Source organism: Vibrio sp. 1078-1 (genome assembly GCF_033340475.1).
In genome coordinates this window covers 457032-474388 of sequence record NZ_JAWOWM010000003.1, presented here as the reverse complement: position 1 = coordinate 474388, position 17357 = coordinate 457032, and the positions used below count along the sequence as shown (strand labels likewise).

The following is a 17357-nucleotide window of genomic DNA, read 5'->3' as shown; positions in this document are numbered from 1 at the left end:
CGATTTTTCACGTGTCGAGCGCACTTCCCTCTGAATGGAATGTTTTACATTTTCGTTTCATTTTTGAAAACCTGTATTGCCTGTCTTTAATTTTTCGTATTGCAGTGGCATGGTGTCGAGATAGCCATCTAATTCAATTAGATTCATAACAAAAAGGAATTCAAATGGAAGTACTAAAAGGCTCATGTCTGTGCGGCAAGGTAAAGTTGGAAGTGGCAGATGAATTCAAGTACATGGGAAATTGCCATTGCTCTGAATGCCGCAAGTTCACAGGTTCTGACTATTCATCTGCCGGTGGTATTGCGTTGGATAAATTGCTTATTATCCAAGGGAAAGAAGATATTCAAACTTATCAGAAAAGCGAAAATACCATGCTATGCTTTTGTCGCCACTGCGGATCAAGTCTGTATTCGAAAAAGAACAATGGGATCGTCAATATTCGCCTTGGTATCTTGGATGACACACCTTCTCACAAGCCTGATTTCCATATTTTTGTCGCATCGAAAGCGCCATGGATCGAGATATCGGATAACCTGACTCAATTTGATGCAGGGCCCAGATAGTAGAGTTGTTGTAGATAAGTATTTAGAAACAGAGCGCGTTACAATACGCTTGCGACGCGCTCTGTGCTTTTACTTTGTATATTAGAACGGAGACGACTATTTGGCGTCTTGTAGTTCTTCAAAGCCACCTGCATTGTGCAGATTCGTAAAGCCTTGCGATTGTAAGTATTGATACGCTTTGCCAGAGCGGTTACCACTGCGACAGTACAACACGATAGCTTGATCTTTATCGACGTCTTGAAAATGTTTATCAAGTTCAGATAAAGGGAAGTTGACGGCATTATCCAAATGCCCTTCAGAAAACTCTTGCGGCGTGCGCACATCGACAATCATCGCGCCCTCGTCAATCAATTGCCAACCTTGTTCAGCGCGTTCAGAAGCTGACACGTTGGGTGAGAGGAAGCCAACGCATAACGTTGCAAGAAATAGAGATACGGCCTTTTTCATTGTTTGATTATCCTTTTTAAGAGTACGTAACCACTCTAGATTTGATTGAGCACATTTTCCATCATAAAGAGATGCTAAGTGGTTGTGAATGCGATAATTCGATAGAAAATTTTATTTAATTTAATAAAAAATTTTTATCAAATTCACCTCTTGAACTCTCATTTTTCGACCTTATTATTTTCATCGAAAGCGAGCTGTCGACTCGCAAATCCATCTTGATGTTTATTTTGTCTTTTATTTTTGGTTCCAAGTAGGAGGCACTTAAAAATGAAAATTCGTCCTTTAAATGACAAGCTAATTGTTGAAAGACAAGAGGTGGAAAATAAATCTGAAGGGGGAATCGTTTTAACTTCTCAGTCGGTGAAAAAATCAAACCGCGGGAAAGTCATTGCTGTTGGTTTAGGTAAACGTCTTGAAAATGGCGAACGCGCTGCGATGGAAGTCAAAGTGGGCGACCAAATCATTTTCAATGACGGTTACGGCGTGAAAACCGAGAAAATTGACGGCGCAGAATACTTAATTCTGTCCGAATCTGATGTGTTAGCAATCGTTGAGTAATTATTTTTGTAGTAGTTTTTTGAGGAGATAACCATGGCTGCAAAAGACGTATTATTTGCTAATGACGCACGTCAAAAAATGCTGAAAGGTGTGAACTTACTGGCGGACGCAGTAAAAGTGACACTAGGCCCGAAAGGCCGCAACGTTGTGCTTGATAAATCTTACGGTGCGCCAACCATCACCAAAGATGGCGTGTCTGTAGCGAAAGAAATCGAACTGAAAGACAAGTTCGAAAACATGGGCGCACAAATGGTGAAACAAGTGGCGTCCAAAGCGAATGATGAAGCGGGTGACGGTACAACGACGGCTACTGTACTGGCGCAATCTTTCATCAATGAAGGTCTTAAAGCGGTAGCCTCTGGCATGAACCCAATGGACCTAAAACGTGGTATCGACAAAGCCACTGAAGCGGCGGTTGAGAAACTACGTGAAATGTCTAAGCCATGCAGCGACAAAGAATCCATCATCCAAGTGGGTAGCATTTCTGCAAACAGCGATCGCGCGATCGGTGAAATCATTGCAGAAGCGATGGAAAAAGTGGGTCGCAATGGCGTGATTACGGTGGAAGAAGGCCAAGGTCTAGACAACGAATTGTCTGTGGTTGAAGGTATGCAATTTGACCGCGGTTACTTGTCGCCATACTTCATCACTAACCAAGAAAATGGCAGCGTCGAGCTAGACAACCCATACATCTTATTGGTGGACAAAAAAGTCAGCAGCATCCGCGAGCTATTGCCTGTACTAGAAGAAGTAGCGAAATCTTCTCGCTCGCTATTGATCATTGCTGAAGACATCGAAGGTGAAGCGTTAGCGACATTGGTTGTGAACAACATGCGCGGCATCGTGCGTGCGACCGCGGTGAAAGCGCCTGGCTTTGGTGACAACCGTAAAGCGATGATGGAAGACATTGCGGTACTAACTGCTGGTACGGTCATCTCTGAAGAAATCGGCCTAGAGCTCGAAAAAGCAACGTTAGAGCAACTAGGTAGTGCGAAGAAAGTGACCATTACCAAAGACACAACAACCATTGTGGGTGGCGCAGCAGAAGCAAGCGCGATTGCTGATCGTGTGGCTTCGATTGAAAAACAAATCGAAACAACCACTTCTCAATACGACAAAGATAAGCTTCAACAACGTGTTGCGAAGCTATCTGGCGGCGTAGCGGTGATCAAGATCGGCGCTGCAACCGAAGTTGAGATGAAAGAGAAGAAAGACCGCGTGGACGATGCGCTACACGCTACTCGCGCAGCGGTTGAAGAAGGTATTGTTGCTGGTGGTGGTGTTGCCCTAACTAAGATCGCGAAAGAATTGGCGGATCTAAAAGGCGACAATGATGACCAAAACGTGGGTATCCGAGTTGCGCTACGTGCAATGGAAGAGCCTCTTCGTCAAATCGCAACTAACGCAGGTGACGAAGCTTCTGTTGTGGCGAACGCTGTCAAAGCTGGTGATTCCGATTACGGTTACAACGCTGCAACAGGTGAATACGGCAACATGATCGAAATGGGCATCTTGGACCCTGCGAAAGTAACACGTTCAGCGCTTCAATTCGCAGCGTCTGTTGCTGGCTTGATGATCACCACTGAAGCGATGATCACCAACCACGTTGAAGACAAAGAACTTGATATCTAACGTCATCAATCGTTAGTGATTAAGTAAGCGTTAAAATAACAATAACATTGCAAAACCTAAGCGGGCTCGCTTGAGCCCGCTAATCAGTCATTTGAGGTAAGTGTTATGACCCGTTTACCTGCGTTTTCTTTCTCAATATCTGAGCCGGGCGGTAATGAAGCTTCGTCAAAGTGGCCGACTGCTATTCACTTCCCCCTCGTTCCAGCTGGGCCAGAGTTTTCGATCGAAAATGCTCTGCCTAAACGTCCGACAGTGACGATATTCACTATCGATCTGTCTCAGTTACTTAAAGGGGACGCTCGGGTCATTCATTAACTGCATCGAAACAGCCAGCGCACGTTGGCTGTTTTTTCTAATTTAAGGTATTGATAATGCAGATTTTTATTTGATTACAGCCACTTGTTCAATGATCAATTTGAATTGGGGTAATCGGACCGCAAGCGTACTACACTTTTAAGCCCAGCATCGCGCCGAAAATGATTAATCCCGCCCCACATGCTTGATTGAGTCGATGCTTAATCTTCAACAAGAAAGCTTGTAGCTGGGGTGACGTGAATAAAACAGCAACGATAGAAAACCAAATACCATGCAGCGCAATCATATAAATCCCGTAGAACAAGGCGATGTGTTGCTGACTAGAGTCGGGAGAAATCACTTGGCTAAAAATACTCAGAAAAAACAGCATCGTCTTGGGATTGAGTAAATTACACAGAAACCCCTGCATGAAAAATCGCCACATTGAATACTCGCTCTGTTGAACGGTTTCTGAGTTTGATGCAGGTTGCGAGGAGAATATTCCTTTAATCCCAAGGTAGACAAGATAAGCGGCTCCAAGATAGCGCACGAGATTAAACAACCATTCATTTTGTGAAATTAAGTAACTGATCCCCAGCATGGAGTAAGCGGTGTGGATGCTTATCGCCATGCTGATACCAATCGCACTGTATACGCCTGCTTTTCGTCCTTGATTTAAGCTATTTCTTAATACCAAAACAAAGTCTGCGCCAGGGCTAATGACAATAAGCACACCTAATAACGCAAGAGTTACAAATTCCATATCGATTTCCTGTTTGAATGATGAAGTCTGGGATGTAGCGGAATTGTAGGTGTCTTTATTACTGACTATAATCGAAAAATATTCCCATATTGGTGAGAAAAACTCACAGATGCGTCACCTGAAATCTTTTTATGTCTTCCACGTTGCGGCGAGTTCTTCAAGCTACACTGAAGCGGCTGACAAACTGAACATTACTCACGGAGCCGTGAGTAAGCAGATCAAGCAACTTGAGCAATATCTGTCTCAACCTTTGTTCTTCAAAGAGGGCAGGAAAGTCGTGTTGACGGCAGAAGGCGAATTACTCAAGACATACACAGAAACGGCATTCCAAACGCTAGAAACAGGCGTGAATACGCTTATTCAAGAGAAGCATCAGCATCTTGAAGTGTCTTGTGAACCGACATTAACCATGCGCTGGTTGATGCCAAGGTTGGCCGCGTTTAATGATGAACACCGTGCTGATGTTCGTTTGTCGACGGCTGGTGGCCCGGTAACATTAGGATCAACTGGGCTTTCGATGGCGATTCGTCGAGACGATTTTGCGCAGCATCACGATTACGACAAAACCATTCTTGTGGAAGAGTGGGTGGGGCCGGTATTTTCTCCTGAGTATTGGCAATCCATTAAAGACAATTTGAAAGCAGCTCGATTGTTGAATAGCCAAACCAGACCGAATGCTTGGGCGGATTGGCAGCAATCAACACGTTGTGAAACTTTCAACGGCAACACTCAGCAATCATTCGCGCATTTTTATTTTTGCATACAAGCAGCGGTGGACGGCTTAGGCGTCGCAATGGGATCGTATCCTTTTGTCATGGACGATATTAAGCGTGGTAATTTGGTCGCACCATTTGGGTTTTCTCCATCAAGTTGCAATTACGTTTTATTGAGTCAAGATAAAAAGCGTACAGAACTCGAACATAAATTTATCACGTGGTTACAAACGCAAATGGCAGAGTGTGTGCCACTGTCATCACAGCAGATTACGCAAGGCGAATAGAAGGCATAGAGCGAGATTACGTCAGTCAGTTTTATGGAAAAAGGCTTAGGAAATTGGAAATGGAAAACCTCAATATTGTTGAAATCAAATCATTTGTTCCGGCGAAAGATTACGCGCTATCAAAACGTTTTTATGAGGCGATTGGCTTTGAAATGGCGTCGGACTTCGGTGATGTAGCATACTTCTCTCAAGGTAGCTGCGCGTTTCTTTTACAGAATTTTTATGAGCCAGAACACGGCAATAACTTCATGATGCACTTGCTCGTAGAAGACGCAGAAAGTTGGCATCAGCACTTATCCAAAGTGGGTCATGAGGAATTTGGTTCGCGTTTGACAGAGCTAGTCGAGCAACCTTGGGGCATGCGCGAATGTTGTTTGTTTGACCCTAGTGGCGTTTTATGGCGAATTGGCCAGAACATGAATACTGACTAAAGCCAGTCTTATTTTCACCACATCTACGCGCAGGTATTGAGATCTCGATATCTGCGCGTTTTCTTTTTTACTTAGCCTTGCCAACGTTTGTAGCGCACTCACGCCTTTTTCGAGGTGGTGTGCGATGGGCTAACGCCAAAAAACTCCTCAAGCAGCATGGCTTTGAGTTCCGCTCTGACTTCTGCGCCACCGATTAACGCCAAAAGTGCGAGTCCTCCTGGAATAAGGATGACCATTAATATCGGTCTTAAAATATACGAAAAGCAGAAGATGGTCGGGAAGAAAATCAATCCTTGGCCTAGTTTGTTTAATACGTACATGAGCGATTCCTTTTGTTTTTATATAAAATGAGCATGCTCAATTTTATAAATGAGCGCGCTCAATTTGTCAATCTCAACCACGCAAGGTATGATCCTTTCAGGCTCATTAAGCAGACACATCAATGACGAAGCGACAACAAACCAGAGATAAAATTCTAAAAGCCGCATGGGCATCTTTTGCTCAAAATGGCTATGACATGACGACCACAAGGCAGATAGCGAGAGAAGCAGGAGTAGCCGATGGTACAGTGTTTAGCCATTTCCCGACTAAACTGTCGATTTTGCGCGAAGGGATGCTGGCGCAACTGCAACAGATCAGCCAAGAAACGCTAGTCAGTGTGGAAGGTAAAACCGATATCGACATTGGTTTGGCACTGACGGAGAAATACTATCGCTACTATTTTGCGAACGTTGAGCTGAGCCGAGCTTTGTTGAAAGAAGTGATTTGGGATTTGGATTATTATCAGTCGTTTAACCAAGCTTTGTTTCAATCTGTAAACGGAAGCTCCGTCCTTGAGGGAAAAATACCGCTGATTTTTGACTGCTATTTTATGACGTTAATCTCGCACTTGAGCCGTGCAGAACCGGATGTTGAAGCGGCACTTGAAGAGCTTCATGCTAAGTTTCAGCAAATCATTGCGACTGCATAACATGGCCCCAACGCAGGATCTGAAAGAATATACTGCCTGTCATTTTATTTGCTGGGCTCCCATTTTCTCGTTTCAGTTGGCGTCTCACCAAATAGCCGCTTGTAGCTTTGACTGAACTGCCCGAGATGGAAAAAACCAAAGTCAAAAGCGATTTCTGCAATTGTTCGATTATCTTCAGGGCTTTGTAGCACTCTACGTACTTGATTCAGGCGCATTCGATGTATGAACTGCTTTGGGGAAGTATTACAGCAATGTTCAAAGGTGTACTGTAGTGTGCGACGACTGACGTGTACTGCGTCACACAGTTCACTGACGGTTATCGGTGTACGGTAGTCTAGATCCTGTAGCTGTTGTTTTATACGGTGCATCACGTGTTGACGATGAGAGATTGATATCGGATGGCTCGTGTGCAGTGAACTGAGTGAGAACAACTCCAGCACAATATCTTTTAAGATTGCTTGATGTGTGGTTTCAGACCATCTTGGCTCGGCGGAACCAAGTAACGTGCCTAAGTAGTATTTAAGTTGTTGAATGTGTTTTTCCGTCAAACCCGTTAAGTGTAATGTGTTGTTTTGGATACTCCCAAGCTCAAGTTGATTTTCTATGATGTGAACGAAGTTTTTGTCGAGCACTATTCCATAGATAGAAAACTGCTCCGGTGTCATTAACTCAAAATCAGCGCCACCTTGCCTAAGCAAAAGTTGGCTTGAATTAAACTGACTGTGATTTAGGTGTAGCGGCTTATTTTCCGCACTCAAACCCAACCAAATACCTCCCTCTTCAACCCTGCATTGCTGTCTTAGCGAGCGGTTACTGTCTTCACGAAACACATGGAAATTGGGAAATCGTCGTTCTCGAATTTGACCTAAAAATCGACCATCGCTGAGTTGGTCATATTCCTGTTGCCAGTTTATCAGACTCGCAGCTTGTTGGTTTGCATCCTTAGTGTGATGGATGCACAGCATTGGTGCAGTTTGGGGCATTTGGTTACTCATCCTTGTGATGCTCATTCCTTTTTTGTGAGTCATGTTGGAGCAGTATTTACATAACTCATTGTTTATTATTGGTTTATAAATGTTGCCAGTTTTTGATAACGCTACGGAACACATTTGGCAATACTTTCTTAAAGCTTATTGATAGTTCAGCAAAAAGCGAACCAAATAGTGAAGAGGAAGAGCAATGACGGCAACTTATCGTCGGCAACAAGGAAGTAAAGTCTATACCTTTAAGTCATTAGCTGACTTGATGGCGAAAGCGACACCGGAGCGCTCAGGCGATGCGTTAGCCGGGGTTTGTGCTCAGTCAGCGGCAGAACGTGTAGTCGCACAAATGGCGCTGTCTGAGTTACCACTTAAAACGTTTCTTAACGAGGCGGTTATTCCATACGAAAGCGACGATATCACTCGCCTAATTATCGATACGCATGACCTTGAAGCCTTTAAGCCGATTGAGCACTTGACGGTCGGAGATTTTCGAAATTGGCTGCTGAGTGAAGAAGCCGATGGTGAAACGTTGGCTAAAATTCGTCAAGGTTTAACACCAGAAATGGTGGCCGCAGTCAGTAAGATTATGCGCAACCAGGATTTGATTCTCGTTGCTAAAAAATGCCAAGTTGTCACGGCTTTTCGGAATACGATTGGTTTGCCGAGTCGCCTGTCTACTCGCTTACAGCCGAATCATCCCACTGATTCTCTCAACGGTATCGCAGCGACCATTTTTGATGGTCTGATGTACGGAAATGGCGATGCGGTTATCGGTATCAATCCGGCAACAGATAATGTACCTCAAGCTATTAAGTTAATGAACTTAATGGATGAGGTGATTCAACACTATCAAATACCGACTCAGTCTTGTGTGTTAACTCATGTCACGAACACGATCGAAGCCATTGAAATGGGCGCACCAGTCGATCTCGTTTTTCAGTCGATAGGCGGCACGCAAGGGACGAATGATACCTTCGGAATCGACTTGTCGATTTTGAAAGAGGCCCATGAAGCCGCGTTGTCTTTGAATCGAGGTAGTGTAGGAAACAATGTGATGTATTTTGAAACCGGACAAGGTACAGCGCTGTCTGCTAATGCATTTCATGGGGTCGATCAGCAGACTTGTGAAGCCCGCGCTTATGCTGTCGCGAAACAGTTCGATCCTTTGTTGGTTAATACTGTCGTTGGGTTTATTGGCCCTGAGTATCTGTTTGATGGCAAACAGATCATTCGTGCTGGGCTTGAAGATCATTTCTGTGGGAAGTTGCTTGGTTTACCTATGGGTTGCGATATCTGTTACACCAATCATGCCTATGCCGATCAGAATGACATGGATAACTTGCTGACACTATTAGGTGTGGCCGAGTGCTCGTTCATCATGGGTATTCCAGGGGCTGATGACATCATGCTCAACTATCAAACTACCTCATTTCACGATGCCCTTTACGCAAGAAAAGTACTCGGTTTGAAGCCAGCACCAGAGTTTGAACAATGGTTAATGGAGATGCAGATTTTCGAGAGCGTGCAAGACGTTCGGTTAAGTGAGCAAATCTCTCGCTCGTTTTCGGGAGCAATTAACCAACTGAATAAGGGGTATTCTCATGGGTAAAGTAATCACCATTGCTCAGTCCCCACAAGATGAGTCTGAAGTTGTCACACACAACCCGTGGGGCAAGTTACGCGACTTCACCTCTGCTCGGATCGCTCTGGGTCGTAGCGGGAACAGTGTACCAACCAACGAGTTACTCTCATTTCAGCTGGATCACGCCCAAGCTATGGATGCAGTGCATTGCAGTTTGAATATTGAGTCTCTCGTTGCTGGTTTGTCGGACTCTTACTCGATTCTTGAAAATACCTTAGAGCCTCCAGTGGTAGTGAGCAGCCAAGTGAGTGATCGGATTATGTACCTGCAAAGGCCCGATTTAGGAAGGCAACTCGATGAATCTTCTTGGCAAACGCTCAACTCGATAGCAAATGAGCATAACGCTGACATTGATCTTGCGATTGTTATTGCTGATGGACTTTCTTCCGTCGCAATTCAAAACCATGCCGTGCCTGTTGTTACTCGATTGATTTCTCTTTTAAGCGCTGATGATGGACATCAATGGAAATTCGCACCTATCACAATCGTAAAGCAAGGAAGAGTAGCGGTAGGGGATGATGTTGGTGAATGTTTTAACGCCAAGGCCGTGCTGGTTTTAATTGGAGAGAGACCCGGCCTAACTTCTCCGGATAGCATGGGTATGTATCTCACTTGGGGGGCTAAACGAGGCTCTAAAGATTCCCAAAGAAACTGCATTTCCAATGTGCGCCCTCAGGGGCTCAACTATGACGATGCCTGTGAACGCGCATTTTACTTGCTCAAGGAGGCTCGAAAATTACAACTGTCAGGAGTGAATCTGAAAGATCGCTCCGATATCAATGAGCCAAGTGGCGCAAGCGTTGAAGATAAACACAGCGACAACTTTTTAATTTCATCAAAGTAGAAGGATTTACTATGTCTAAACATCAGGAGTACTTGGCCAAAAGGCAGCTAAAAAGAGGCACCGCAGGTTGGATTTTACTTGCTGGCTTAGGTGTCTCGTATGTTATATCTGGTGACTTTGCCGGTTGGAACTTTGGCATCGCTCAAGCAGGATGGGGAGGCTTTCTTATTGCTGCTATCGCGATGGCAGTAATGTATTTCACGCTAGTATTGTCTTTAGCTGAAATGTCTGCGGCTATTCCTGCTGCGGGTGGTGGTTACAGCTTCGCAAGACAGGCGATGGGGCCGACAGGTGGCTTTTTCACTGGCTTATCAGTTTTGATTGAATATGCGCTCGCGCCTGCTGCGATAGTGATTTTTATTGGCTCAGCAGTGAATGAATTGGTTGGTATCGATGGCCCTGTTGTTTACGCACTTTTCTACGCCGTCTTTATCGCTATTCATATGGCAGGGGTTGGCGAAGCTCTCAAAGTAATGATGGTCATCAGTGGTTTGGCTGTGCTAGCTATTCTAATTACTGCTGCTGTGCTTATTGGTCACTTTGACGTTAATAACTTATTCGATATTGCTCCGGCGACGGCTCAGGCAACAGAAATCTTGCCGTTTGGGTGGTATGGCGTATGGGCTGCGTTGCCATTTGCAATGTGGTTGTTTCTTGCGGTTGAAGGTGTGCCTTTAGCGGCAGAGGAGGCAAAAAATCCGGCAAAAGATGTTCCCAAAGGCATCATTGGTGCGATGCTGTTTTTATTGCTAACCGCAACTATCGTAGTCGTCCTTTTGGCTGGTGCGGTTGGCTCAAAGGTCATAGGCGATAGCGCGGTGCCATTAGTTGACGCCCTAAAGCTTACGGGCAATTCAACGGTAGCAATGGCCGTGAACTTACTTGGATTGGCTGGCCTTATCGCTTCTTTCTTTTCAATCATTTATGGTTACAGTCGCTTGGTGTTTGCGCTTTCCCGCGCGGGTTATTTACCGCAAACTTTGTCATTAACCAGTGACAAAAAAGTGCCTTCTCGTGCGCTTTTGGTTCCGGGCGTTTTTGGGTTCTTGGTTTCACTTACGGGTGAGGGGGACTTAATCTTGGCGATGGCTGTTGTCGGTGCGACTGTATCGTACGCATTAATGTCCTTGAGCCATATTTTATTGCGAATTAAACAGCCGGAATTAACTCGTCCATATAAAACGCCTGGTGGGATAATTACTTCGAGTATTTCTCTGGTGCTTTCTTTGATCGCAATGACAGGTGTTTATGCTTTTGATCCCTCAGCCTTTTTCATGACAATGGGATTGTTTCTTATCGGTGGTGTTTATTATGGGTTATACAGCCGCAACAAACTGGTGGCAGCAACCGCCGAGGAAGAGTTTGCCATGCTGTCTGTAGCAGAGCTAGAGCTTGAATCAGATGTCGTACGATAGTCACTTTGATTCTTGTTATTCAGCATATTAAGGGAGCCATAGGCTCCCTTTGTCATTTCTATCAAAAGTGCATAGCGCACAAATGCATCACTTTAACTTTATAAGCGGTTAATCATGTGAAAGTCTAGTCTGGATAACGATGGCGCAGATCCATCACAGGTAAAGGTTAAGTTTTCAAGGAAAGAGCATGATAAACAAGGTATTTAATACACTTTTGGGAACAGAGTTACCGATTATTCAAGCGCCAATGGCCGGTGTGCAAGACAGCCAAATGACCATAGCCGTCAGTAATGTTGGCGGGCTTGGCTCGTTACCTTGTGGAATGCTGAACAAAGACGCCATCGTAAAAGAACTTCAACTTATCAAGCAGGCAACTAACCGACCGTTTAACCTCAATTTCTTTTGCCATGAAATGCCGGAGTATGACGCCAACAAGCACGAAAAGTGGCAAAAAACGCTGCAACCGTATTTTTCCGAGGTTGATGCAACCGTTCAGGTTCAGCCAAACGCTCCGACAAGGATGCCTTTCAATCATGATATTGCTGACGCGATTGAACCATTTGCACCGCCAGTGATCAGTTTCCACTTTGGTTTGCCAGACGATGATCTGTTAGCTCGAATTAGAGGGTGGGGAGGGAAGATCCTTTCGTCAGCGACCACGGTGGACGAAGCACTTTGGCTAGAAGCAAAAGGCGTTGACGGTATTATCGCCCAAGGCTTGGAGGCTGGTGGACACCGAGGTATGTTTTTATCGGATGATTTAACTACTCAATTAAGTTTGATGGCGTTATTACCACAAATCGCCAAACGGGTGAATTTGCCTGTTATTGCTGCAGGCGGAATCGCTGATAGAAGTGGGGTGGAAGCCGCGTTGAGATTAGGAGCTAGTGCCGTTCAAGTTGGCAGCGCCTATTTGTTGTGTGATGAGGCGAAAACATCGTCTTTACATCGATATGCCATTGCCAGTGAACGCGCGCAACATACCGCTGTGACCAATGTTTTCTCGGGCCGACCAGCGAGAGGCATTGTGAATCGCGCGATGTCGGAGCTAGGCTACATCAGTGAGTTTGCGCCGAAATTCCCATACGCCTCCATTGAAATGGCTCAACTAAGAGCGCTTATGGAAAAGCAAAACCGAGATGAATTCACTCCGTTGTGGTGCGGACAAAACTCGTCGGGTTGTAAAGAAATATCGGCGGCAGAAATGACATTGTCATTAGTGGAAGGCATCGATTTAAACTGATATGCATCTTGCCTTTTAAAGCGATGCTGACTGAATGGTTACGAGTTATCCCTGTATTTATGTAGTAAATCTAATGGGATGTGGCAGTAATCATTCGGAAAGTTTGTGAGTCTGTCTTGGTGCTCATCATCACTTGGCACATAATTTGTGAGTGGCAGTACTTCTACGGCGATCTTGTCGGCGTCCGGTCGTGCTGCGATAAACGCTTTCGCGATGGTGAGATGCTGTTCGTTTTGGCTATAAACACCAGTACGGTACTTCTCACCTACGTCTTCACCTTGCTTGTTAACGCTGTAAGGGTCGATTATCTCAAACAAATACCCCATTAAAGTTTCAACCGAAACTTGCTCAGGGTCGAACTGGGTTTTCACGCACTCTGCGTAGCCATCGTATTCGGATTGAGTGTTATCCGTTGTGCCATTTGCTCGCCCGGCTTCTGTGTTGATTACGCCCGGAAGGTGGCGCATAAATTCTTGCACGCCCCAAAGGCAACCGCCTGCGAAGTAAATTTCTTCCATTACTTTTATCCTAGTCTTTACCGTTGTTGGGATGTAGGGAGTTAACCCCTCTTCTTCCATCCCATTTTCGTTGCCCTATTATCTGTTGATGGGAGCGATATTCGCAAGGTACAGCTTGGCTAATCAGACCACGCGTTTTTTCCTTTTTACTTTCAAGTTCTTTTCATATGAAACATCAGGTGAGTATACTGTAAGCTCATCAATAAGGAGCGAACCTGTGAACCCAAGACAAAATGAAATCCTGCAATTAGTGAACGACCGTAAACGCGTTCAAGTCACAGAGCTTTCTGACATCATTGGCGTGTCGGGTGTGACCATCAGACAGGATTTGAACTTTCTGGAGCAACAGGGCTACCTAAAGCGCGTTCACGGCGCAGCTACCGCGTTGCAAAGTGATGACATTGATGCCCGCCTAGAAGTACGTTTCGATATTAAACAATCGCTCGCAAACCAAGCTGCGGATTTGGTCGCATCGAATGAGACAGTGCTGATTGAAGGAGGCAGTGCCAATGCGTTGTTGGCTCGGACATTGGCTGAGCGCGGCGATGTGACCATTATTACGCCATCGGCGTATATCGCCCATCTCATCCGTAACACTTCTGCCAACATTATCTTGCTTGGTGGCGTGTATCAGCACCAAGGCGAGAGCTTGGTCGGACCGCTGACTAAGTTGTGTATTAAGAACATTCATTTCAGCACGGCCTTCTTGGGTATTGACGGCTTCCATCAAGACACTGGCTTTACTAGCCGCGACATGATGCGCGCTGAGATCGCAGAAACCATCATTGCGAAAAAAAGGCGCAATATTGTTCTAACGGATTCTAGTAAATTTGGGCAAATTTATCCCTCATCAATTGGTAAGACTGACGAAATATCAGTGCTGCTGACTGACAAAGCCGCTCCGAAAAGCGACCTTGAACAAATCAAAAAGCTAGGTGTGGAAGTTATATTAGGCTGATTAAGCCACGCTTCGTTTTCTCTTCGCGAGCATTGCTGTTGGGGAGAAACCGGTGACTAGCATAGTGCCGCTAAGCACTAGAATTGTTCCTATGATGGTGTTAGAGCCGACGGGCTCATCTAGCACCAAGTAGCCCCATAAGATACCAAAAACAGGAACAAGAAAAGTGACAGTCAGTGCTGAAGCTGGGCCGATATCAGAAACTAAGCGGAAATAGAGCAAATAAGCGAACCCTGTGCATACAACGCCGAGCGTGACAACAGAGCTCCATTCGAAATGACTTGGTTCTGCACGCATTGGTAAGAATGGTAGCAGCGGCAGTACCCAAATAACCGCCGCCCACATGCTGCCGTGAGCATTGTCAAAAGCAGGTACTTGTGGCGCATTTTTAGTGTAGTTGGTAGCAATGCCATAGCTGAAAGAAGCCATCAAACTGGCGGCAATAGGGAGCATGGCTTCTTCACCTATGGTTGAAGTATCTAAGCCGACCAAGACTGCAACGCCTCCTATGCCTATTAGCATACCGAGAACAGATTTCGCTGTGAGTGGGCTGCGGTACCAAACAAAGCCAACTAGTGCTCCCCATATTGGGGCGGTTGAGTTCAATATTGCTAAAGTTGATGCATTCAGTGTCTGGGCTGCGTACGCAAAGAGTAAAAATGGAACTGCGCTATTGAATAAGCCAATAATAAAGAAGTGTTTAGTATGCGCAGTTAACGTGAGTTTCTTCTTCAAATATACGGCGATCAATAACAAAGCGACGGCGGCAAATGTAACTCGAAATTCGATTAAGTAAGCCGGCCCGAATGTGTTGGCGGCGACTCGCATAAACAGAAACGAGCCACCCCAAATAGCAGCGAGGCAGAGTAAGCGAAAAAAACTGACGGCAGTCATTTGACATCCTTGGTCGAGGTCTAGCGCCTCATCGATTAATTGTTGCGCTAACAGTGAATTAAACCAAGGATGAGGTCAACCAGAAATGTAATGCCAGTTCCGGATCTGGCTAGCTTGGGCTCACGTTGATGGTGTGTTGTTGATTTGTGATCACTTAATGGCTCTCTGACCATACTGCGAATTCATTTCCACTCGGTTCAGTGAAGTGGAATCGACAGCCGCCGGGGAATTCGAAAATAGGGCGGATAATTTTTCCACCATGCTGCTCTACTTTTGTCTGAGTGGCCTGAATGTCTGAGCTATAAAATACTAAAAGTGCGCCACCATTTGCGGTTTGGTTTATAAACTCAGATTTGAAGAATCCGCCATCCAACCCTTGTCCTGAAAATGCAGAATATTCTGGACCATAATCGGTAAAGCTCCAGTCAAAAGCACGCTCAAAAAATTGTTTGGTCGCACTGACATTAGTGGAACCAAATTCAACGTAATTCAATTTTTCATGTTGATGCATGGTGAAATCCTTCTCGGTTACTATCGTTTCTAAGCGAACTTTTCTACGATGATGTCGTCCGCTTTTTCGACAAATAATGCGCCATTATCTCTGAGCTCTGTCAGCACATTCTCTACATTATCAGGCAGCACCGCACGAGTTGAAGCAAGATTAACTACCACATTGTAGCCAAGTTCCAGCGCTTGCATGACGGATTTTTTCACACAAAAGTCTAAGGCAAGGCCACCGATAACTAAGGTATCAATCCCGTTGAACTTTAGAAATTCATGCGCGCCTGTCGTTTTGGTGTCGGCAATATCATGGAAAAAAATACCGTAAGGGTGCGCGTCAGGATCCATACCTTTATTAACTTGAAAATCATAGTCCAACACGGGTGGTAAACCATCTAGCAGCTCAGAACCTGTTGTGCCAAGCACACAGTGACGGTTCCACTTTATATCCACATTCGGTAAACCAACGGGCTCAAGCATATTGGATGGCGATTCTGCATCCCACTTTGCTTTTGGTGGGTGTAAGTCACGACTGACCAGTTTTAATCGGCCTTTGGCATGATTACTCAGAAGCTCCGGTACGATTTCCAACGCACCTGCAACGGGCAGTTCATTTGGACATAACTCACTAAAGCCTTTCTCTGGATCAACGTCGATCACTGCTGTAGTTTGATAGTTTACTCGAACAGTCATGGCAGACTCCTTGTCTGTCTGATTGTCTGCGTTTATCCACGCAAACAGTTTTGAAAAAAGGTTACTTCGTCGCTAGTCAGCGTATATACCATTGCGGGTTTTCCACCTTTGCCTTTGTTGGTTGAAGCGACTTTATTAGTGGGTTTTAGTACGCCTGAATCTATCAAGCGGCGCTTAATCGTCATTCGGCTGATATCAATACCAAACTCTTGATAAGCAGAAATGATGTCCGCAACCAAAAACTCTTTGTCTAATGCAAACAAAAGAACCGATGTGTATTCAATGGATGCACGAAGCTTTTGCCACGCTTTTTCAATGGTTTTTTGATGATCAAATGCGAGAGTCTCTTCTCCATTGAGAATAGCCTGTAGCGAAAACCATTTAAGTTGGCATTCCGGTACACCTGCATTATTTATTTGCTCTACATTGTTACGATCGACTAAGGCGTAGTGCGTAATGTTTAAGCTCCAGTCTTCTGGGTCGCGCTTTGGATCACCGTCGATAAACGCTTCGCTAAAATGGCGAGGGTAGGTATGGATTTTCTCACGGCAAATTCGGCGACGCGCCGCTTCAAAGTTTTCATCGGCCGGGCGTCCGCCTTCACTGGTTAAGTCTTTATCAAAGACAAATCCGCCCGGTAGTGCCCAGACTCCATGGTATGGCCGATTTGGATTTGAACGTTTAATCAACAACACTTCCAATCCCTTATCGGCACAGCCAGATAGCCTGAATGGAATAATGTCGACAGATACGATCATGGTTGGGTCCTAATATTGATTTGTAAGTAATCTAGCGCATAACAAGTGGTCAATCAATGGGTAAGTAACGAGTTGTTAGAAACGTTTTTGGTAGTGTTCGTAATACGGTTTGAGCATAAATTTACGGATGACTCTGACTTATTCACAATGCTTGCTCGAATTCTAGACAAAAAAACCTTATAAAAATGAGTGGTTAGTAACAAAAGTTGACAAACTATAGATGGGTGTTTATTGTTTACGCAAATTAGTT

General features: G+C 45.0%; 21 protein-coding genes. 12 read left to right on the top strand and 9 right to left on the bottom strand.

Features of this window, described 5'->3' with window-relative positions; genetic code table 11:
- Nucleotides 1-164: 164 nt before the first annotated feature.
- Entirely contained in the window at nucleotides 165-563 is a 399-nt protein-coding gene (locus R7190_RS09180) for a GFA family protein (RefSeq protein ID WP_005373991.1), read from the top strand.
- 96 nt (nucleotides 564-659) lie between these two features.
- Here the strand turns inward: R7190_RS09180 and R7190_RS09175 are convergent, their stop codons facing one another.
- On the bottom strand, nucleotides 660-1010 hold the full coding sequence (locus R7190_RS09175; protein ID WP_025768015.1) for a rhodanese-like domain-containing protein: 351 nt from the start codon (nucleotides 1008-1010) through the stop codon (nucleotides 660-662).
- Nucleotides 1011-1277: 267 nt separating this feature from the next.
- On the opposite strand from R7190_RS09175, the gene R7190_RS09170 reads away from it, so the two are divergent.
- The 3 genes from R7190_RS09170 (at nucleotide 1278) to R7190_RS09160 (ending at nucleotide 3515) form a co-directional block, all read left to right on the top strand.
- A complete protein-coding gene (locus tag R7190_RS09170; RefSeq protein ID WP_005373989.1) occupies nucleotides 1278-1568 on the top strand; it encodes a co-chaperone GroES in 291 nt (96 codons plus the stop codon).
- A 33-nt stretch (nucleotides 1569-1601) separates the two neighbouring features.
- On the top strand, nucleotides 1602-3200 hold the full coding sequence (groL, locus tag R7190_RS09165; protein ID WP_047102791.1) for a chaperonin GroEL: 1599 nt from the start codon (nucleotides 1602-1604) through the stop codon (nucleotides 3198-3200).
- Between the two features lie 105 nt (nucleotides 3201-3305).
- Complete coding sequence (locus R7190_RS09160; RefSeq protein ID WP_080257663.1) at nucleotides 3306-3515, top strand: hypothetical protein; 210 nt, start codon at nucleotides 3306-3308, stop codon at nucleotides 3513-3515.
- Between the two features lie 130 nt (nucleotides 3516-3645).
- On the opposite strand, the gene R7190_RS09155 is transcribed toward R7190_RS09160, so the two are convergent.
- Nucleotides 3646-4257: a LysE family translocator gene (locus tag R7190_RS09155; protein WP_047102790.1), complete on the bottom strand. Its 612-nt coding sequence runs from the start codon at nucleotides 4255-4257 to the stop codon at nucleotides 3646-3648.
- Nucleotides 4258-4366: 109 nt separating this feature from the next.
- Here R7190_RS09155 and R7190_RS09150 point away from each other — a divergent pair, with 109 nt between their 5' ends.
- Both R7190_RS09150 and R7190_RS09145 read left to right on the top strand, forming a co-directional pair.
- Nucleotides 4367-5257, top strand: coding sequence for a LysR family transcriptional regulator (locus R7190_RS09150; RefSeq protein WP_005388706.1), 891 nt, complete (start codon nucleotides 4367-4369; stop codon nucleotides 5255-5257).
- A gap of 59 nt (nucleotides 5258-5316) precedes the next feature.
- On the top strand, nucleotides 5317-5688 hold the full coding sequence (locus tag R7190_RS09145; RefSeq protein ID WP_005373979.1) for a VOC family protein: 372 nt from the start codon (nucleotides 5317-5319) through the stop codon (nucleotides 5686-5688).
- Between the two features lie 98 nt (nucleotides 5689-5786).
- On the opposite strand, the gene R7190_RS09140 is transcribed toward R7190_RS09145, so the two are convergent.
- Nucleotides 5787-6008, bottom strand: a complete 222-nt coding sequence (locus tag R7190_RS09140; RefSeq protein ID WP_017635120.1) for a hypothetical protein — start codon at nucleotides 6006-6008, stop codon at nucleotides 5787-5789.
- A 122-nt stretch (nucleotides 6009-6130) separates the two neighbouring features.
- Here R7190_RS09140 and R7190_RS09135 point away from each other — a divergent pair, with 122 nt between their 5' ends.
- A complete protein-coding gene (locus R7190_RS09135) occupies nucleotides 6131-6658 on the top strand; it encodes a TetR/AcrR family transcriptional regulator (protein ID WP_005373975.1) in 528 nt (175 codons plus the stop codon).
- 44 nt (nucleotides 6659-6702) lie between these two features.
- Here the strand turns inward: R7190_RS09135 and R7190_RS09130 are convergent, their stop codons facing one another.
- The gene (locus R7190_RS09130) at nucleotides 6703-7653 is read right to left on the bottom strand and encodes a helix-turn-helix domain-containing protein (protein WP_005373973.1); all 951 of its coding nucleotides are present in this window, start codon (nucleotides 7651-7653) and stop codon (nucleotides 6703-6705) included.
- A gap of 184 nt (nucleotides 7654-7837) precedes the next feature.
- On the opposite strand from R7190_RS09130, the gene R7190_RS09125 reads away from it, so the two are divergent.
- The 4 genes from R7190_RS09125 (at nucleotide 7838) to R7190_RS09110 (ending at nucleotide 12785) form a co-directional block, all read left to right on the top strand.
- On the top strand, nucleotides 7838-9250 hold the full coding sequence (locus R7190_RS09125; protein ID WP_047102789.1) for an ethanolamine ammonia-lyase subunit EutB: 1413 nt from the start codon (nucleotides 7838-7840) through the stop codon (nucleotides 9248-9250).
- A complete protein-coding gene (gene eutC / locus R7190_RS09120; protein WP_054701512.1) occupies nucleotides 9243-10127 on the top strand; it encodes an ethanolamine ammonia-lyase subunit EutC in 885 nt (294 codons plus the stop codon). The genes R7190_RS09125 and eutC overlap by 8 nt, the downstream gene beginning before the upstream one ends.
- A gap of 11 nt (nucleotides 10128-10138) precedes the next feature.
- On the top strand, nucleotides 10139-11542 hold the full coding sequence (gene eat, locus R7190_RS09115) for an ethanolamine permease (protein ID WP_149192166.1): 1404 nt from the start codon (nucleotides 10139-10141) through the stop codon (nucleotides 11540-11542).
- A 187-nt stretch (nucleotides 11543-11729) separates the two neighbouring features.
- Nucleotides 11730-12785: an NAD(P)H-dependent flavin oxidoreductase gene (locus tag R7190_RS09110; protein WP_170896882.1), complete on the top strand. Its 1056-nt coding sequence runs from the start codon at nucleotides 11730-11732 to the stop codon at nucleotides 12783-12785.
- Between the two features lie 38 nt (nucleotides 12786-12823).
- Here R7190_RS09110 and R7190_RS09105 read toward each other — a convergent pair whose 3' ends face one another.
- Nucleotides 12824-13303, bottom strand: a complete 480-nt coding sequence (locus R7190_RS09105; RefSeq protein ID WP_054701515.1) for a peptide-methionine (S)-S-oxide reductase — start codon at nucleotides 13301-13303, stop codon at nucleotides 12824-12826.
- Between the two features lie 217 nt (nucleotides 13304-13520).
- Between R7190_RS09105 and R7190_RS09100 the strand changes: the two genes are divergently transcribed.
- Entirely contained in the window at nucleotides 13521-14261 is a 741-nt protein-coding gene (locus R7190_RS09100) for a DNA-binding transcriptional regulator YciT (protein ID WP_186585499.1), read from the top strand.
- On the opposite strand, the gene R7190_RS09095 is transcribed toward R7190_RS09100, so the two are convergent.
- The 4 genes from R7190_RS09095 to R7190_RS09080 all read right to left on the bottom strand — a co-directional run bounded on the left by R7190_RS09095 (nucleotide 14262) and on the right by R7190_RS09080 (nucleotide 17107).
- Nucleotides 14262-15155 (bottom strand): DMT family transporter, encoded by an 894-nt coding sequence (locus tag R7190_RS09095; RefSeq protein WP_005373960.1) that lies wholly within the window; start codon nucleotides 15153-15155, stop codon nucleotides 14262-14264. It abuts the gene before it with no gap.
- Nucleotides 15156-15309: 154 nt separating this feature from the next.
- Nucleotides 15310-15666 (bottom strand): VOC family protein, encoded by a 357-nt coding sequence (locus R7190_RS09090; protein WP_042523322.1) that lies wholly within the window; start codon nucleotides 15664-15666, stop codon nucleotides 15310-15312.
- Nucleotides 15667-15695: 29 nt separating this feature from the next.
- On the bottom strand, nucleotides 15696-16349 hold the full coding sequence (locus R7190_RS09085) for an isochorismatase family protein (RefSeq protein ID WP_054579245.1): 654 nt from the start codon (nucleotides 16347-16349) through the stop codon (nucleotides 15696-15698).
- A gap of 32 nt (nucleotides 16350-16381) precedes the next feature.
- Entirely contained in the window at nucleotides 16382-17107 is a 726-nt protein-coding gene (locus R7190_RS09080; RefSeq protein ID WP_005373953.1) for an NUDIX domain-containing protein, read from the bottom strand.
- Nucleotides 17108-17357 lie beyond the last annotated feature (250 nt).

Excerpts from the sequence above, each read along its gene's own strand:
- eat (WP_149192166.1), top strand. The coding sequence starts at position 10,139 with ATGTCTAAACATCAGGAGTACTTGGCCAAAAGGCAGCTAAAAAGAGGC.
- R7190_RS09155 (WP_047102790.1), bottom strand. The coding sequence starts at position 4,257 with ATGGAATTTGTAACTCTTGCGTTATTAGGTGTGCTTATTGTCATTAGC.
- R7190_RS09085 (WP_054579245.1), bottom strand. The coding sequence starts at position 16,349 with ATGACTGTTCGAGTAAACTATCAAACTACAGCAGTGATCGACGTTGAT.
- R7190_RS09130 (WP_005373973.1), bottom strand. The coding sequence starts at position 7,653 with ATGAGTAACCAAATGCCCCAAACTGCACCAATGCTGTGCATCCATCAC.
- R7190_RS09140 (WP_017635120.1), bottom strand. The coding sequence starts at position 6,008 with ATGTACGTATTAAACAAACTAGGCCAAGGATTGATTTTCTTCCCGACC.
- R7190_RS09170 (WP_005373989.1), top strand. The coding sequence starts at position 1,278 with ATGAAAATTCGTCCTTTAAATGACAAGCTAATTGTTGAAAGACAAGAG.
- R7190_RS09160 (WP_080257663.1), top strand. The coding sequence starts at position 3,306 with ATGACCCGTTTACCTGCGTTTTCTTTCTCAATATCTGAGCCGGGCGGT.
- R7190_RS09090 (WP_042523322.1), bottom strand. The coding sequence starts at position 15,666 with ATGCATCAACATGAAAAATTGAATTACGTTGAATTTGGTTCCACTAAT.
- groL (WP_047102791.1), top strand. The coding sequence starts at position 1,602 with ATGGCTGCAAAAGACGTATTATTTGCTAATGACGCACGTCAAAAAATG.
- eutC (WP_054701512.1), top strand. The coding sequence starts at position 9,243 with ATGGGTAAAGTAATCACCATTGCTCAGTCCCCACAAGATGAGTCTGAA.
- R7190_RS09175 (WP_025768015.1), bottom strand. The coding sequence starts at position 1,010 with ATGAAAAAGGCCGTATCTCTATTTCTTGCAACGTTATGCGTTGGCTTC.
- R7190_RS09180 (WP_005373991.1), top strand. The coding sequence starts at position 165 with ATGGAAGTACTAAAAGGCTCATGTCTGTGCGGCAAGGTAAAGTTGGAA.
- R7190_RS09135 (WP_005373975.1), top strand. The coding sequence starts at position 6,131 with ATGACGAAGCGACAACAAACCAGAGATAAAATTCTAAAAGCCGCATGG.
- R7190_RS09145 (WP_005373979.1), top strand. The coding sequence starts at position 5,317 with ATGGAAAACCTCAATATTGTTGAAATCAAATCATTTGTTCCGGCGAAA.
- R7190_RS09095 (WP_005373960.1), bottom strand. The coding sequence starts at position 15,155 with ATGACTGCCGTCAGTTTTTTTCGCTTACTCTGCCTCGCTGCTATTTGG.
- R7190_RS09150 (WP_005388706.1), top strand. The coding sequence starts at position 4,367 with ATGCGTCACCTGAAATCTTTTTATGTCTTCCACGTTGCGGCGAGTTCT.
- R7190_RS09110 (WP_170896882.1), top strand. The coding sequence starts at position 11,730 with ATGATAAACAAGGTATTTAATACACTTTTGGGAACAGAGTTACCGATT.
- R7190_RS09125 (WP_047102789.1), top strand. The coding sequence starts at position 7,838 with ATGACGGCAACTTATCGTCGGCAACAAGGAAGTAAAGTCTATACCTTT.
- R7190_RS09080 (WP_005373953.1), bottom strand. The coding sequence starts at position 17,107 with ATGATCGTATCTGTCGACATTATTCCATTCAGGCTATCTGGCTGTGCC.
- R7190_RS09105 (WP_054701515.1), bottom strand. The coding sequence starts at position 13,303 with ATGGAAGAAATTTACTTCGCAGGCGGTTGCCTTTGGGGCGTGCAAGAA.